Source organism: Janthinobacterium sp. SUN100, assembly GCF_030397705.1.
GTDB lineage: Bacteria > Pseudomonadota > Gammaproteobacteria > Burkholderiales > Burkholderiaceae_D > Janthinobacterium > Janthinobacterium kumbetense.
Genome location: NZ_JAPUBU010000001.1, coordinates 1559873 through 1575428 on the forward strand (window position 1 = coordinate 1559873; position 15556 = coordinate 1575428).

Annotated in this window: 11 protein-coding genes; 5 read left to right on the plus strand and 6 right to left on the minus strand. The window is 61.8% G+C overall.

Annotated features, from left to right (window positions below; all coding sequences use genetic code 11):
• Positions 1–10: 10 nt before the first annotated feature.
• From urtD to urtA, 4 genes are all read right to left on the minus strand, one after another.
• Positions 11–841 (minus strand): urea ABC transporter ATP-binding protein UrtD, encoded by an 831-nt coding sequence (urtD, locus tag O0881_RS06785; protein ID WP_251348099.1) that lies wholly within the window; start codon positions 839–841, stop codon positions 11–13.
• On the minus strand, positions 838–1959 hold the full coding sequence (urtC, locus tag O0881_RS06790) for an urea ABC transporter permease subunit UrtC (protein ID WP_289910687.1): 1122 nt from the start codon (positions 1957–1959) through the stop codon (positions 838–840). The genes urtD and urtC overlap by 4 nt, the downstream gene beginning before the upstream one ends.
• The gene (gene urtB, locus O0881_RS06795) at positions 1956–3542 is read right to left on the minus strand and encodes an urea ABC transporter permease subunit UrtB (RefSeq protein WP_289910689.1); all 1587 of its coding nucleotides are present in this window, start codon (positions 3540–3542) and stop codon (positions 1956–1958) included. Before urtB ends, urtC begins: the two co-directional genes overlap by 4 nt.
• Positions 3543–3610: 68 nt before the next feature.
• Positions 3611–4864, minus strand: coding sequence for an urea ABC transporter substrate-binding protein (gene urtA, locus O0881_RS06800; RefSeq protein WP_070305111.1), 1254 nt, complete (start codon positions 4862–4864; stop codon positions 3611–3613).
• Between the two features lie 329 nt (positions 4865–5193).
• Here urtA and O0881_RS06805 point away from each other — a divergent pair, with 329 nt between their 5' ends.
• A complete protein-coding gene (locus tag O0881_RS06805) occupies positions 5194–6615 on the plus strand; it encodes a DUF262 domain-containing protein (RefSeq protein WP_289910690.1) in 1422 nt (473 codons plus the stop codon).
• Positions 6608–8653: a DUF262 domain-containing protein gene (locus tag O0881_RS06810; protein WP_289910691.1), complete on the plus strand. Its 2046-nt coding sequence runs from the start codon at positions 6608–6610 to the stop codon at positions 8651–8653. Before O0881_RS06805 ends, O0881_RS06810 begins: the two co-directional genes overlap by 8 nt.
• Before the next feature lie 3 nt (positions 8654–8656).
• Here the strand turns inward: O0881_RS06810 and O0881_RS06815 are convergent, their stop codons facing one another.
• Both O0881_RS06815 and O0881_RS06820 read right to left on the minus strand, forming a co-directional pair.
• Entirely contained in the window at positions 8657–9445 is a 789-nt protein-coding gene (locus tag O0881_RS06815; RefSeq protein ID WP_289910692.1) for a DUF4349 domain-containing protein, read from the minus strand.
• Between the two features lie 16 nt (positions 9446–9461).
• Positions 9462–10061 carry a transglutaminase family protein gene (locus O0881_RS06820; RefSeq protein WP_289910693.1) on the minus strand — a complete coding sequence of 200 codons (600 nt, stop codon included), beginning with the start codon at positions 10059–10061 and terminating at the stop codon, positions 9462–9464.
• Between the two features lie 255 nt (positions 10062–10316).
• On the opposite strand from O0881_RS06820, the gene O0881_RS06825 reads away from it, so the two are divergent.
• The 3 genes from O0881_RS06825 to O0881_RS06835 are packed head-to-tail and all read left to right on the plus strand — an operon-like array spanning position 10317 to position 15552.
• Positions 10317–10904, plus strand: coding sequence for a DUF2760 domain-containing protein (locus tag O0881_RS06825; RefSeq protein WP_289910694.1), 588 nt, complete (start codon positions 10317–10319; stop codon positions 10902–10904).
• Positions 10901–12772 (plus strand): Hsp70 family protein, encoded by a 1872-nt coding sequence (locus O0881_RS06830; protein ID WP_289910695.1) that lies wholly within the window; start codon positions 10901–10903, stop codon positions 12770–12772. The genes O0881_RS06825 and O0881_RS06830 overlap by 4 nt, the downstream gene beginning before the upstream one ends.
• Before the next feature lie 2 nt (positions 12773–12774).
• On the plus strand, positions 12775–15552 hold the full coding sequence (locus tag O0881_RS06835) for an Hsp70 family protein (RefSeq protein ID WP_289910696.1): 2778 nt from the start codon (positions 12775–12777) through the stop codon (positions 15550–15552).
• The last annotated feature ends 4 nt before the right edge of the window (positions 15553–15556 follow it).

Below are 15556 nucleotides of genomic sequence, written 5' to 3' on the forward strand. Positions count from 1 at the left end.
ATCTCCCCTATTACCTTCCCAGATAGACTTCGATGACCCGCTCGTCGGCTTGCACCTCGTCCATGCGGCCCTGCGCCAGCACGGATCCCTCGTGCAGCACGGTGACGATGCCTTGCCGGGCGATTTCCGTCACAAAGCCCATGTCGTGCTCGACCACCATGATCGAATGTTTGCCCCGTAATTCATTGAGCAATTCCGCCGTGCGCGCCGTTTCCGCATCCGACATGCCGGCCACCGGTTCATCCAATAAAATCAGCTGCGGCTCCTGCATCAGCAGCATGCCGATTTCCAGCCACTGCTTTTGCCCATGCGACAGCAAACCGGCCGGCCGCGCTTCGTGGCCGTTGAGGCGGATCAAGCGCAATACCGCCTCGATCTTGCCTGCCTGCTCGGACGTGAGGCGCGCAAACAGGGTGGGCGCCACGCGCTTGTCCATCTTCATCGCCAGTTCCAGGTTGTCGAACACCGTATGCTGCTCGAACACGGTGGGACGCTGGAACTTGCGGCCGATGCCCGCGTGGGCGATCTGCGCTTCCGTCATGGTCGCCAGATTCATCGTTTGCCCGAACCAGGCCGTGCCGGACGTGGGCCGCGTCTTGCCGGTAATCACGTCCATCATCGTCGTCTTGCCCGCGCCGTTAGGCCCGATGATGCAGCGCAATTCGCCCACGGAAATATCGAGACTGAGCTTGTTGATGGCCTTGAAGCCGTCGAAGGACACGCTGATATCTTCCAGATACAAAATGGCGCCATGCGTCGTGTCGACGCCCTCGCCCTTCACGCGCGCATACGTGGGGCCCGCTTCCGCGCTGGCCATACCGGGCAACATGCGGATGCTCATGCGGCCTCCTCTGCCACGACGGCGGCTTTTTTACGTTTGAGCTTGCTCAACACGCCCAGCATGCCTTGCTGCATGAACAGGGTGACGACGATGAACAGCAAGCCCAGCGCGAACAGCCACAGTTCCGGCATGGCGGCCGTGAACCAGCTTTTCAAGCCGTTGACGGTGAAAGCGCCCAGAATCGGGCCGATCAAGGTGCCGCGCCCGCCGACCGCCACCCACACGACCATCTCGATGGAGTTGGCCGGCGACATCTCGGACGGGTTGATGATGCCCACTTGCGGCACGTACAGGGCGCCGGCGATGCCGCACAGCACGGCCGACAAGGTCCACACGAACAGCTTGAACCACAGCGGGTTGTAGCCGAGGAACATCAAGCGCGCCTCGCTGTCGCGCACGCCCTGCAGCACCCGTCCCAGCTTCGAGCGGACGATGGCGCGCGCGCCCACCAGGGCCGCCAGCAGGAAGGCCAGGGTCAGCAGGAACAGCACGGCCCGCGTGGCGGGCGCCGTGATGCTGTGGCCCAATATCGTCTTGAAATCCGTGAAACCGTTGTTGCCGCCAAAGCCGGTGTCATTGCGGAAGAACAAGAGCATGAAGGCATATGTCATCGCTTGCGTGATGATGGAAAAATACACGCCCTTGATGCGCGAGCGAAACGCGAAGTAACCGAACACAAAGGCCAGTACGCCCGGCACCAGCACGACGAGGGCCATGCAGTACCAGAAATGTTCCGTGAAGGCCCAGTACCAGGGGTAGGTTTTCCAGTCGAGAAAGACCATGAAGTCGGGCAAGCTGCTGTGATACTGGCCCTGGTCGCCGATGGCGCGCATCAGATACATGCCGTGCGCATACGCGCCCAGGGCAAAGAACACGCCGTGGCCCAGGGACAATATGCCCGTGTAGCCCCAGACGAGGTCCAGCGCCAGCGCGGCCAGCGCGTAGCACATGAACTTGCCCACCAGCGCCACCGTGTAAGCGGACACGTGCAAGGCATGCCCTTCGGCAAACGCCAGGTTAAAAATCGGCAACAACGCCGCCAGTAATGTACAGACGGCAATCGCCAGCCACACGGGCCGCGTGAACAGGCCAGGCTTGATTTGATGGGAGGTAATCATTCGACGCTGCGTCCCTTCATGGCAAACAGGCCCTGCGGCCGGCGCTGGATGAAAATGATGATGAATATCAAAATGGCGATCTTCGCCAGCACGGCGCCCGCCACCGGTTCGAGGAATTTGTTGACTTCGCCCAGGCCCAGCGCGGCGATCACGGTGCCGGCCAGCTGGCCCACGCCGCCGAGCACCACCACCATGAAGGAATCGACGATGTAGCTTTGGCCCAGGTCCGGCCCCACATTGCCCAGCTGCGACAGGGCCACGCCGCCGAGCCCGGCGATGCCGGAGCCGAGGCCAAAGGTCAGCATGTCGACCTTGCCCGTGGCCACGCCCACGCAATCGGCCATGCGGCGGTTTTGCGTGACGGCCCGCACGAACAGTCCCAGCCGCGTCTTGTTCAAGATCAACCACACGGCCACCACGACGACGATGGCAAAGGCGATGATGGCCAGGCGGTTGTACGGCAGCACGAGGCCGCCCAGCACGGTGACGCCGCCCGACATCCAGGCCGGATTGGCCACTTCCACGTTTTGCGCGCCAAAGATCGTGCGCACCGCCTGCATGAGGATCAGGCTGATGCCCCAGGTGGCCAGCAAGGTTTCCAGCGGCCGGCCATATAGCCAGCGGATCACCGTGCGTTCCAGCACTACACCCACCAGGCCGGAGACGAAAAATGCGGCCGGCAAGGCGGTCAGCAAATACCAGTCTTGCACGCCCGGCAAGTAGTTGCGGAAAAACAGCTGGCACAGATACGTCGTGTAAGCGCCTATCATCAGCAGCTCGCCATGCGCCATGTTGATGATGCCCATCAAGCCGAACGTGATGGCCAGGCCCAGGGCCGCCAGCAGCAGCACGCTGCCCAGCGAAATGCCGTAAAACACATTGCCGGCGAACTCCATGCGCGCCACCCGTCCCTTGATCTGGCGCATGGTCTCGATGGCAGCCAGTTGCACGGCCTCGTCCGGCTCGCCACCTTTCTCCAGCATGGCTTGCAGCACGGGCAGCAGGCGCGCATCGCTGCTGCCGGCCAGCGCCTGCACGGCGGCCTTGCGCGTGGCGACGTCGGGCGCATGCAGGTTGGCGCTGGCGATCAGCACCTGCAATATCTGTGTAATTTCCGCATCGCTTTCCCGCGCCAAGGCGGTGCGGATCAGGGGCAGCTGCGCGGGATCGACGGCCTTTTGCAACGCTTGCGCGGCCGCCAGCCGTTCGGCCCGTTCCGGCGCCAGCAGTTTCAGCCCCGACAAGGCGCCTGCCACGGCCGACCGCAAGCGGTTGTTGACCATCACGCCATCGATGCCGTCCGGCAGCGGCACGTTCTTGCCGAGCGCCGGGTCAAGCGCCTGCTCGCCGTCGACGATATACACCTTGCCGTCGGGCGTGGCGTATAACGCGTCGTCCTGCAAGGCTTGCAGCACACGGGCGGCCTCGGGCGTGGCAAGGGCGGCGATCTGCGCGACGGCGGCGACCCTGGCGTCAGGATCGTCGCCGGCCAGCGGCTTGAGCAGGTCGGGAGGGATGGCGGCCTGCGCCATGGACGACAGGCACAGGCAGGCGAAGACCAGCAGCGATGTGAATAGCCTCATTGATATCCCGGGAAAGCGTTGATAGTCGGCGCCACCGGACGCATGGCCCGATGGCGCCGGCGTGGCTTTTACAGCTTTTGCTTGCCCTCATTGCCCTTGATAAACGGGCTCCACGGCTGGGCGCGTATCGGCTCCTTAGTTTTCCACACGACATTGAATTGCCCATCGGCCTTGATTTCGCCGATCATCACGGGCTTGTGCAAGTGGTGATTCGTGGCATCCATGGTCAGGGTGAAGCCCGACGGCGCCTTGACGCTCTGGCCGGCCATGGCGGCGATCACCTTGTCCGTATCCGTCGATTTCGCCTTTTCCACGGCTTGCGCCCACATGTGGATGCCGACATAGGTCGCTTCCATCGGGTCGTTCGTCACGACCGACCCCGCGTTCGGCAGCTTTTGCGCCACCGCATACGCCTTCCACTGCTTGATGAAGGCCGTGTTGACGGGATTCTTGACGGATTCAAAATAATTCCATGCCGCCAGGTGACCGAGCAGCGGCTTGGTATCGATGCCGCGCAACTCTTCCTCGCCCACGGAAAACGCGACTACGGGCACGTCCGTGGCTTTCAAGCCCGCATTGCCCAGTTCCTTGTAGAACGGCACGTTGGAATCGCCATTGATGGTGGAAATGACGGCCGTCTTGCCACCCGTGGAAAACTTCTTGATGTTGGCGACGATGGTTTGATAGTCGGCGTGGCCGAACGGCGTGTAGACCTCGCTGATATCGCTATCCTTGACACCTTTGCTTTTCAGAAAGGCGCGCAAGATCTTGTTGGTGGTGCGCGGATACACGTAATCCGTGCCCAGCAGCACGAAGCGTTTCGCGCCGCCGCCATCCTTGCTCATCAGGTATTCCACGGCGGGAATCGCCTGCTGGTTCGGCGCGGCCCCCGTATAGAACACATTCTTTTCCAGCTCCTCACCCTCGTATTGCACCGGGTAAAACAGCAGGCTGTTGAGTTCCTTGAACACCGGCAAGACGGATTTGCGCGACACGGACGTCCAGCAGCCGAACACGACGGCAACCTTGTCCTGCGCCACCAGCTGGCGCGCTTTTTCCGCAAATAAAGGCCAGTTCGACGCCGGATCGACGACGACGGCTTCCAGCTTCTTGCCCAGCACGCCGCCCTTGGCATTGATCTCGGCAATCGTCATCAGCGCCACATCCTTGAGCGACGTTTCGGAGATGGCCATGGTGCCCGACAGGGAGTGCAAAATGCCCACCTTGATCGTGTCTGCGGCCAGGGCTGCCTGCATGTAAGTGGACGTGGCCAGGGCCAGTGCGCCGGCGGCGGCCGCTTTCAGGATGATGCGTCGTGACATGGGGACTCCTGTGATGGGTTCGTGGGGGTCGAGCTGGGCCTGCGATGTTGTTAAAGCAGAATGCATGCCAGCGCTGTGCACCGGCATGCCAGCTTGCAACGCCACGATTTGGTGCAACGGTGGCTTTGTTGCACGAAAAAAAACCGGCTGCACAATGGTTGTGCGAACGGTGGACCTGCGTTGTATATTGACGAGAATAAAAGACGAAGAGTTAGGTACTTGCAAGGATAGTTCCCGCCTGGAAATTATCATATAATGTATTCTTTAATGAAACTTCAGGACGCAATCCTCGTGTAGTTGACGATGAGATAGCGTTCCGGAATACACGCATGCAACCAGTCATCGATAAAGCCGTTCTGTCTGTCCAAAGTCTGCTGAGTCTTGAACAACTCGAAATTCCCAGCTACCAGCGTCCCTACAAATGGAAACTGAAAAACATCAGCGAACTGTTTGCGGATATAGACAGTCATCGCGACAAATCCGCTTACCGCCTGGGATCTGTCGTCTTCCACCTGCGCGTGGCTGACGAACAGCATTGGCTCGATATTGTGGATGGTCAACAGCGCACGCTAACGCTCCTGCTAGCGATCAAGGCCATTATCGAGCGCAGAATTAATACATTAACAAGACAAGACCTGAGACAGACCCTTGGCAATCTCGAGTACAAGGTCAATGCTTTCATGAAGCGCCAGCACTTTTCCAGCCTGATCTCCCAGCACAATCTGCGGCGCAATTTTCAGGAACTACTGCGTCTGGTTGATCGGCCCGAATTCACCGAGGAACATATCGACTTTCTCCTCAAGCGATGCGAAGTCGTCACTTTCGTACTTACCGATGTATCGGAAGCCTTTCAATTTTTCGACTCACAGAATGCACGAGGGCGCGACTTGGCCCCCCATGATTTGCTCAAGGCATATCATTTACGCGAGTTTGCGGAACATGAAGTGTCTCTCAAGGCAGATACCGTCGCTCACTGGGAAAACCTGCAAAGCGACAGCCTTGCCACTTTATTTGCCACTTACCTGTTCCGGATACGCCAATGGGCAGAGGGTAAATCGGCTCGCTATTTCGGTAAGGAAGAAGTTGATCTTTTCAAAGGTGTCAGCCTGCATCGGAAAGGGCTTCCCCCCTACGCGAAATCGCTGCAAATTGCGCACCATTTTGTTGATGAATATAACCGTCAGTACCAGCGTCAGATTGACGGCCAGAAAGCGGAATTTCCCTTTCAGCTGGATCAGATGATCGTCAACGGGCGACGTTTCTTTGAAATGGCAGAGCATTACCAGCGCATGGTATCGGCCATCATCAAGGATGAGCATGCCGCCGACGAGACGCATATTCTAGGCGAAAGGTTGAGTGAGCAGGCAAGCCGTATCCTCAAGACACTCAACACCTATCAACGACGCTACCGCACCGGAGATCAGTATGTACGGTCGATGTTTGATTGTGCTCTTATCTTCTATATCGACAAGTTTGGCGCCGAAGGCATCTCGGCTGCCATCGAAAAGTGTTTCATCTGGGCCTACCGCTGCCGTATCCGCCAGCAGGTAGTACAGCTAGCCACCATGGACAACTATATGCTGGAGTACAACCTGATCCGGATTATCCGCGATGCCAGGCAAGCGCGGGACCTGCTGTCCGTGCCCTTGCAAACGCTCAATGCATCGCAAAACAAAAACAATCGCAATGGCGACAGTGATAGTGAGGACGAGTTAATCGTCCTCTTCATAGAGATGAATTATTATGAATGACAAAGCCGTACGCCCCTTCCGCATCAAGGAACTGCTCAACAGCGAGGCCAGTTATCTGGTGCCTATGTATCAACGCAACTATGCGTGGGGCGAGGCAGAAATCATGCAATTGTTACAGGACATACATGATTACCAGCAAAAAACGGCCGACAACGAAACACCGCAGACCTACCATATCGGCACTTTGGTCGTATTTTTCCGGGAGCGCGGGCGCTATGAAGTAATTGATGGCCAACAACGTTTTACAACATTTTCCCTGCTGGCAAATTGGCTGAGAAATCGCGCCACTTCCGCAGTGGACATGCGTTGGTATGAACGCATCAATCTTGAGTTCGAGAGCCGACCTATCTCAACCAAAACCTTTGATGCCATATGGCAAGGGGTAACGCCGCACCTGCTCCGTGGCGATGCATTCAACGAAGGATTGGTGAATGGCTACGAACTGATAGGCAAGGCACTTGATAACCTCAAACTGAGCGGTGAGCGCCTGACAGCCTTTTGCCGCTACTTGCTTGAGCATGTACAAATCAGCCGGATCGAGGTACCTGTGGATACCGATCTTAATCATTTCTTCGAGGTGATGAACAACCGGGGTGAACAACTGGAAAAGCACGAAGTGGTGAAAGCCAGTTTAATGGAGGCTCTATACCGGATTACCGATAAAACCGTACGCCTTAAAAGTATAAATGCAATGGCACACGTCTGGGATGCCTGTGCAAACATGGAGCGCTATGTACAATATGGTTTCGCTCCAGAAGTGCGGCATGTCCTTTTTGGTCAGGACGATTGGGGGCAGTTGATACCTGAGAATTTCCAGGAACTGATTGATCTGCTTGATTCCTGTGCGCAAAAGCAGGACAAGGCATCGGGCCATGATAAACCGCAAGTCCAGGCCAGTGTCGAAGCTCGTTCCCTGTCCGAAATCTTAGAAGGCGTAGTGCTTGATGCCGGCTCGATACAAATTGAAGAGGCCGCAGGATCCGAGCGATTCAATAGCGTTATCAATTTTTCAAATTTCCTGTTACATGTCTTGAGGGTGATTACCCATGAACCCGGAGAAACAGAAGGTGTGCCGCTCGACGACAAGCAACTTATCGCACAATTCGAACTGAAAGTGCTGAAACAGAAAGACCCGATCGCCGCGACGCAGTCCTTTGTCTATGCACTTCTAAAAGGCAAATTTCTGTTTGATCAGTGCATACTCAAGAGGGAATTTGCCCAAGGCAGCGATGGCTGGAGCCTGAAACGGCTGCACTGGTACTCTGCCAAGAGCGTCAGCTACATCAACAGTTTCGACGATGGCGAGGGCGAGCGTGAGGGAAGCAACCGACAGATTCTAATGCTGCTATCTGCTTTCCATGTCTCCACGCCAACCCAGGTCTACAAGCACTGGCTTAATGGCGCCCTGCGCTATCTGTTCCTGGCCTACAAAAAAGAGAACCCGATATGCGCCAGCGAGTACCTTGAGTATTTGGAGCAGCTTGCGCGACGCTTCGTCTTCTTGCGCTTTCTGTCCGAAGGAGAGGGACAGTCTTATTACAGCATGATCTACGGCGATGCCAGCAGTCAACCAGTGCTGGGGTACAACGTTCTGTCACGCAACGAAGCGCGGGAAATGCTGCGTTTCGGCGCCATCAAGAATAACTTAGTCTTTAATTTTATCGATTACCTACTCTGGCGCCGTGACATTGGCAAAAATGAGGTGACGAAGCGCTTCGAATTCACGTTCCGTAGCTCTGTTGAACACCTCTCCCCCCAACACCCGATGAACGGTTATGTAGCGATGCCCACGGCCTCGCTACACGCCTTTGGCAATCTGTGCCTGATCAGTCACAGCAAAAACTCGCGCTTGAGCAATTTCCAACCCAAACAGAAGTACGAACACTTCGAAGCAAGCATCAAGAATCATCAGATCGACAGCCTGAAGCTGTTGTCGATGCTCAACTTGATGAAGAAAAATGATTGTTGGACGCAAGAGGAAGTCAGCGTACATGAAGAGGAAATGTTGGATCTGTTATTTCCCCTGCATCCTCAGTAGTCCCTACGTCTGGCGCCGGCCTCCACGCAAACGGCGCCAGCCCTTGCGGCCCAGCGGGAACAGCAGCACGAAAGCGAGCAGCCACGGCAGGATGTAGGCCATGGCCGTGATGGCGTTGGCCACGCCTTCCGACAGGTTTTCCGTGAAATTGCCCAGCGCGCGCTTGACGGGGCGCCAGAACGATTGCTTGCCTTCGGCGCTGATGGCCACGTTCAACAAGTCCGTATCGATGCGCTGCATCAATAGCGCGTTGGCGGCCGTCGCCTGCTCCAGCTCCACTTGCACGGTGGCCAGCTCCTTGGTCACCTTGATGAGGGCATCGACGTTGGTGCCCGAGCGCTTTTCCAGGTCTTGCAGCTGCGCCTGGTATTGCTTGAGCATTTCCAGGCGTTTCTTGCTGTCGAGCACCGGACGGCCCAGGTCTTCCACCTTGGTGCCCTGGCTGGTGACGTCGCCTTCGGCCGCGACCAGCGCGACCAGCTTCTTGATGCCGGCCGGCTTGGCGCGCATGCTGATGCGCGCATGCACGTAGCGGCCGCTGTCGACGCTGGAATCGAGCAGCAGGCAGCCGTTTTCCGTATCGGCCTTGCAGGCGGCGACCACTTTTTCATACAGGGGACGCACTTGCGCTTCGTGCGTATCGACGCTGACATTATGCTCATAGGCAAGAAACTCGCTGCCCTTTTCCTTGCCATCGAGACGCGCGGCGCTCGATTGCCCGCCGCTCTCGCCCTTGCTGCCGCAGCCGGCCAGCAGCAACAGTCCAAACAGGCATATGGATATTTTTTTCATGATTTCTTTCTTTGGATTATTTTTGCAGCGGCAACAATTCGATATCGGGCAAGTGCGCCGCCACATCCTGCACGGTCGCATGGCAAGTCAAGGACGCCACCACCTGCGGCAACGGTTCCGGCCAGATTTCCGGCAAGTCGCGCTCTTCGGGCGCCAGCACGGGAAAGGCCAGCTGTTCCCGTGGCGGCGTGAAGGCGGCAGCGACGCCGGGCTTGTTGCCGCGCGCATCGATGCGGTACCAGCCAAACTCTTGCAGATACACGGCATTCAAGCCATGCAGGCAGAACGGCGGCCCCACCTCGCCCACGGCCAGGCGCTGGTAGCACAGGCCGGCAGGAATACCGTTGGCGCGCAGCAGCGCGGCCAGCAGATGGCTCTTCGCATAGCAGTAGCCCGTGCCATGCTGCAAGACGTCGGACGCGCGGCAGGTGACGGGATTGCGCCGGTAGTCCCAGCTGTGGGCGACCTCGTCGCGCACGAAGGCAAAGCAGCGGGCCGCGATCGCGGCGTCGCCCACCGCGCCCTCCGCCAGTGCGGTCGCCCTGGCGCGCACGGCCGGATGGTCGCTGTCGATGTAAGTGCTGCTGGCTAAGTACAGGGAAAAGTCGGTAGACATGGCATCGAGGTCATGCAAAAAGATAATGCGCGATTCTAGTCGAAGCGGCACGAAATCGAACGTTTCCTTGCGCAGGAACAAAGAAAATCCACGCTTCGGCCTGCCTGCCTGGGGGGCGGCGACTTTGGCGGCGGCCCGGTAGCTGGTATCATGCGGGCAAACGCAGCCGGCCCTGTTGGCCCCGCACATGGCACTACCTTGCGAAGCGGCCCCCGCCGCCGACGCCTCCCTACAGATCAGAGAAACGAGTTCCCTATGAGCACTTCATCGTCCCACCCATCGTTCTGGCGCCGAGTCCCGCTGGCTTTCGGCGCCTTCTTCAGCACCCTGTCGGACGCCGCCTATGCGGCCCGCGTGGAAAAGCTGTCCTTGCCTGAAGCCGCCCCGGTGGCGCCAGTGGCCCCGGCTCCGGCGCCCGCCCCCGTGCCGACGCCGGCCGCCGCGCCCGTCATTTTGAAGGAAGCGACGCCCGATGCCGCCCTGCAATTGCTGGCCCTGCTGCAACGCGAAGCGCGATTGATCGACTTTACCCAGGAAAACCTGGGCAGCCATGCCGATGCCGACATCGGCGCGGCCGCCCGCGTCGTGCATGAAGGTTGCGCCAAGGTCATGCGCGAATACTTCACCATCGAGGCCGTGCGCCAGGAAGCCGAAGGCAGCCGCATCGTGCTGCAGGAAGGCTTTGATTCTGCGCAAGTACGCCTGACGGGCAACGTGGTCGGTTCCGCGCCGTTCACGGGCACCCTCAGCCACCGCGGCTGGCGCGCCTCCGGCGTGCGCCTGCCGAAACTGAGCGAGCAGCACGACGCGGCCATCCTGGCGCCAGCCGAGGTGGAACTGTGAACGATCAAGCCAACCCAAGCCCGCACTACGCCATCGGCATCGACCTGGGCACCACCCACAGCGCCCTGTCGTACGTGAACCTGGTCGAGAGCGACGGCGAGCAATCGAGCCACGGCGTTCTGAAAGTGCCGCAGTTGTCGGCGCCGGGCACCGTCGAAGAATTGTCGCTGCTGCCGTCGTTCGTCTACCTGCCGCACGCCGATGAAGTGGCGGCGGGCGACCTGGCCCTGCCCTGGGTCACCGAGGAAGCGCAAGCGCCGTTCGTCGTCGGTGAAATGGCCCGCAGCCGCGGCGCCACCACGCCGATCCGCCTCGTCTCCAGCGCGAAAAGCTGGCTGTGCCACCCGGGCGTGGACCGCCGCGCGGCCATCCTGCCGAACGATGCGCCGGCGGAAGTGGCGCGCATTTCGCCCATCACGGCCGCCACGCGCTACCTGACGCATTTGCGCCAGGCGTGGGACAACGCCCACCCGCAAGCACCGTTCGCCGAGCAGGAAATCACCGTCACCATTCCCGCCTCGTTCGATCCGGCCGCGCGCGAGCTGACGATGGAAGCGGCGCAGGCGGCCGGCTACGCTTCGCTGACCCTGCTGGAAGAGCCGCAGGCGGCCTTGTACAGCTGGATACAGACCAGCGAAGGCCGCTGGCGCAAGGAAGTCAAGCCGGGCGACATCATCCTGGTCGTCGACGTGGGCGGCGGCACCAGCGACTTTTCGCTGATCGCCGTGCTGGAACGCGACGGCGTGCTGGAACCGCACCGCGTGGCCGTCGGCGAACACATCCTGCTGGGCGGCGACAATATGGACCTGGCCCTGGCGCACCTGGTGGCCCGCAAGCTGGCCGCCAACGGCACCCAGCTGGACGCCTGGCAGATGCGCGCGCTCACTTATGGCTGCCGCAGCGCCAAGGAAAGCCTGCTGGCCGACAGCGGCCTGGAAACGGCGCCCATCGTCGTGCCGAGCCGCGGCTCAAAGCTGATCGGCGGCTCCATCCGTACGGAACTGACGCGCGCGGAAGTGTCCACCTTCATCCTCGACGGCTTCTTCCCGCAAGTGGAAGCGTCGAGCCGTCCTGCCGTGCGCACGCGCGCCGGCCTGACGCAACTGGGCTTGCCGTATGCGCAGGACGCGGCCATCACGCGCCACCTGGCCGCCTTCCTGGGCCGGCAAGTGGCGGCGACGTCCGAACTGGAAGGCTTCGCGGGCCGCCAGTCGGCCGACGCCAGCTTTTTGCACCCGACGGCCGTGCTGTTCAACGGCGGCGTCTTCAAGTCCGACCTGCTGGTGCAGCGCATCATGGCTACAGTCAACGACTGGCTGTACATGGAAGGCGCGGAACCGGCGCGCATGCTGGCCGGGGCCGACCTGGACCTGGCCGTGGCGCGTGGCGCCGCCTACTACAGCTATGTGCGGCGCGGCCATGGCGTGCGCATCCGCGGCGGCACGGCCAGTTCCTTCTATGTCGCCATCGAATCGGCCATGCCCGCCATCCCCGGCATGGAACCGCCGATCCAGGCCCTGTGCGTGGCGCCGTTCGGCATGGAAGAAGGCAGCGAACTGGAACTGCCGGGCCAGCAATTCGGCCTGGTGGTGGGAGAGCCCGTGCACTTCCGCTTCTTCGCCTCGTCCACGCGCCGCAACGACCAGATCGGCGACTTGCTCGATTTCTGGGGGCCCGACGAATTGCAGGAGCTGAGCGAAATCCAGGCCACCCTGTCCGCCGAAGGCCGGTCGGCCGGCGACGTGGTGCAAGTGACACTGCACGCGCGCGTGACGGAAGCGGGCACCCTGGAACTGCTGGCCGTTTCCCCTGATGGCGCCGAGCGCTGGAAGGTGGAATTCGACGTGCGCGGCACGCCGCAGCAATAGGCATGCGCAGCGCTGTGGGCAAGCCGGCCTTCCTGGTCGGCATCGACCTGGGCACCACCAACACGGTGGTCGCGTATGCGGCGGCTGGCGATGCGCCGGCAGGAATAAACCTGTTCGCCATCGAGCAGCTGGTCGCTCCCGGCGAAGTGGGCGCACGCCCCCTGCTGCCTTCCTTGCGCTACCATCCCGCCGCCGGCGAACTGGCGGCGGGCGACTTGACGCTGCCGTGGCCGCAGCAGGACGTGGCCGGCGTCGAGCATGCCGTTCTGGGCGCCCTGGCGCGCCAGCTGGGCGCCCAGGTGCCGGGCCGGTTAGTGGCCAGCGCGAAGAGCTGGCTGTCGCACGCGAACGTGGACCGCCAGGCGCCCATCCTGCCCTGGGGCGCGGATGCCGACGTGGCCAAGGTGTCGCCCGTGGCGGCCAGCGCCAGCTACCTGGCCTACGTGCGCGCCGCGTGGAACCACCGCTTCCCGCAGGCTCTCCTCGAAAACCAGGAACTGGTGCTGACCATCCCCGCCTCGTTCGACGAGGGTGCGCGCGCACTCACCCTGGAAGCGGCCCGCATGGCGGGCATGCCTACGATGCGGCTGGTGGAAGAGCCGCAGGCCGCGTTCTATGATTTCCTGCAGCGCCGGCGCACCACCCTGCGCGCAGACCTGGCCGATACGCGCCGCATTTTAGTCTGCGACGTGGGCGGCGGCACCACCGATTTCAGTCTGATCGACATGGCCTTCGATGACGACGGCGAACCGCAGCTCACGCGCAGCAGCGTGGGCAACCATTTGATACTCGGCGGCGACAATATGGACCTGGCGCTGGCCCACCTGGTGGAAGCGCGCCTGGCCGCCGGCCAGGAAGGCGGCATGAAGCTGTCCGCCGCGCGCCTGTCGCAGCTGATGGAGCGCTGCCGCGCCGCCAAGGAGCTGCTGCTGTCCGCCGACGCGCCGGAGAAAACCACCGTCACCCTGCTGGGCGCGGGCTCGCGCCTGATCGGCGGCAGCCGTTCCGCCGACGTCACGCGCGAGGAAGTGGCGGCTATGGTGGTCGACGGCTTCTTTCCGAAGGTGGAGCTGGGCGAGGTGGCCAGGAAGGGCCGCGCCGGCATCGTCGAATTCGGCCTGCCGTATGCGCAGGACGCGGCCATCACGCGCCACCTGGCCAGCTTTCTGCAACAGCATGCGGGCGCTCTGCCCGATACCCTGCTGCTCAATGGCGGCGTGTTCCGCGCCGACGCATTGGCGCGCCGCCTGGCCGACACCCTGGCGCACTGGCGCGGACAGCCGCTGACCATCCTGCACAACGACAATCCCGACGTGGCCGTGGCGCGTGGCGCCGTCGCCTACGCGCTGGCCCGGCGCGGCCAGGCTCCGCGCATCGGCGGCGGTTCGCCGCGCAGCTATTTCCTCGTGCTGGGCGAGGCGGGCAAGGACCACCGCGCCGTCTGTATCCTGCCCCGCGGCAGCGCCAGCGGCGAGGAAATCCGCCTGACGGAGCGCCTGTTCGCGCTGCGCCTGGGCCGGCCCGTGCGCTTCCACCTGGCCACGTCCCTCTTTGAGGCGGGCGCGCCGCCGCAGCTGGGCGAGATCGTCGACCTGGACGCGGGCGAGTATTTGCGCCTGCCGCCGCTGGCCAGCGTGCTGCACGCCAAAGACGACGGCAACGACAAACGCGACATCACCGTGCAGCTGGCCACCGTGATGACGGAAGTGGGCACGCTGGAAGTGCACTGCGTGGCCGCAGCCGATGCCAGTCAGCGCTGGCTGTTGGAATTCCAGCTGCGTGGCGAAGAGGAAGCGCCCGCCGAAACGTCTACCGTGCCGCCGCGCGTCAAGGAAGCCATCGAGAAGATCGAGCGCATCTTCGGCGGCAAGGCGCAAAAAGTCGACGTCAAGGAAGTGCGCCAGCTGCGCCAGCACCTGGAACGGGGGCTGGGCGGACGCGAAAGCTGGGATACGCCGCTGCTGCGCCAGCTGTTCGACGCCCTCCTGCTGCGCGCCCGCGGCCGGCGCCGCTCCGCCGAGCATGAGCGGGCCTGGCTGAACCTGGCCGGCTACTGCCTGCGTCCCGGCTACGGCGATGCACTGGACCCGTGGCGCATCGAGCAGCTATGGGCGATGTTCGACACGGGCGTGCAGCACCACAAGGATAGCCAGGTGTGCGCCGAATGGTGGACCCTGTGGCGCCGGGTGGCCGGCGGCTTGAGCACGGAGCAGCAATTGCGCCTGCTCGACGATTTTGCCTTCAACCTGCAAGCCGATGCGGCGCAGCGGGGCAGCCGCCCCGTCACCCTCGTCAATGGCAGCGACGACGACATGCTGCGCCTGGGCGCCTCTCTGGAGCGCATCCCCGGCGCCTACAAGGCCGAAGTGGGCGCCTGGCTGCTGAAACGCCTGGAGAAAGCCGGCAAGAAGGGGGAAGCGGCGGACACGAACACCCTGTGGGCGCTGGCCAGGGTCGGCGCGCGCCAGCCCTTCCACGGCAGCGTGCACGAAGTGGTCGACAGCGCCGCCGTGGCCGACTGGTTGCAGGTGCTGCTGGCGCTGGACTGGAAAAAGGTGGAACCGGCCGCTTTCGCCGCCACCCACCTGGCGCGCATGACGGGCGACCGCTCGCGCGACATCGCCGACGATTTACGGGCCACCATCCTCGCCCGTCTGAAAGCCGTGGGCGCCCCGCCCCTGTGGCAAGCGATGGTCAGCGAAGTGACGCAGCTGGACGAAGCGAATACCAAGCGCATGCTGGGCGAGGCGCTGCCGCCGGGGTTGAAGCTGATCAATTAATCAA

Bases quoted from the DNA above. Each gene is read 5' to 3' on its own strand.
- urtD (WP_251348099.1), bottom strand. From the start codon at position 841: ATGAGCATCCGCATGTTGCCCGGTATGGCCAGCGCGGAAGCGGGCCCC.
- urtC (WP_289910687.1), bottom strand. From the start codon at position 1,959: ATGATTACCTCCCATCAAATCAAGCCTGGCCTGTTCACGCGGCCCGTG.
- urtB (WP_289910689.1), bottom strand. From the start codon at position 3,542: ATGAGGCTATTCACATCGCTGCTGGTCTTCGCCTGCCTGTGCCTGTCG.
- urtA (WP_070305111.1), bottom strand. From the start codon at position 4,864: ATGTCACGACGCATCATCCTGAAAGCGGCCGCCGCCGGCGCACTGGCC.
- O0881_RS06805 (WP_289910690.1), top strand. From the start codon at position 5,194: ATGCAACCAGTCATCGATAAAGCCGTTCTGTCTGTCCAAAGTCTGCTG.
- O0881_RS06810 (WP_289910691.1), top strand. From the start codon at position 6,608: ATGAATGACAAAGCCGTACGCCCCTTCCGCATCAAGGAACTGCTCAAC.
- O0881_RS06815 (WP_289910692.1), bottom strand. From the start codon at position 9,445: ATGAAAAAAATATCCATATGCCTGTTTGGACTGTTGCTGCTGGCCGGC.
- O0881_RS06820 (WP_289910693.1), bottom strand. From the start codon at position 10,061: ATGTCTACCGACTTTTCCCTGTACTTAGCCAGCAGCACTTACATCGAC.
- O0881_RS06825 (WP_289910694.1), top strand. From the start codon at position 10,317: ATGAGCACTTCATCGTCCCACCCATCGTTCTGGCGCCGAGTCCCGCTG.
- O0881_RS06835 (WP_289910696.1), top strand. From the start codon at position 12,775: ATGCGCAGCGCTGTGGGCAAGCCGGCCTTCCTGGTCGGCATCGACCTG.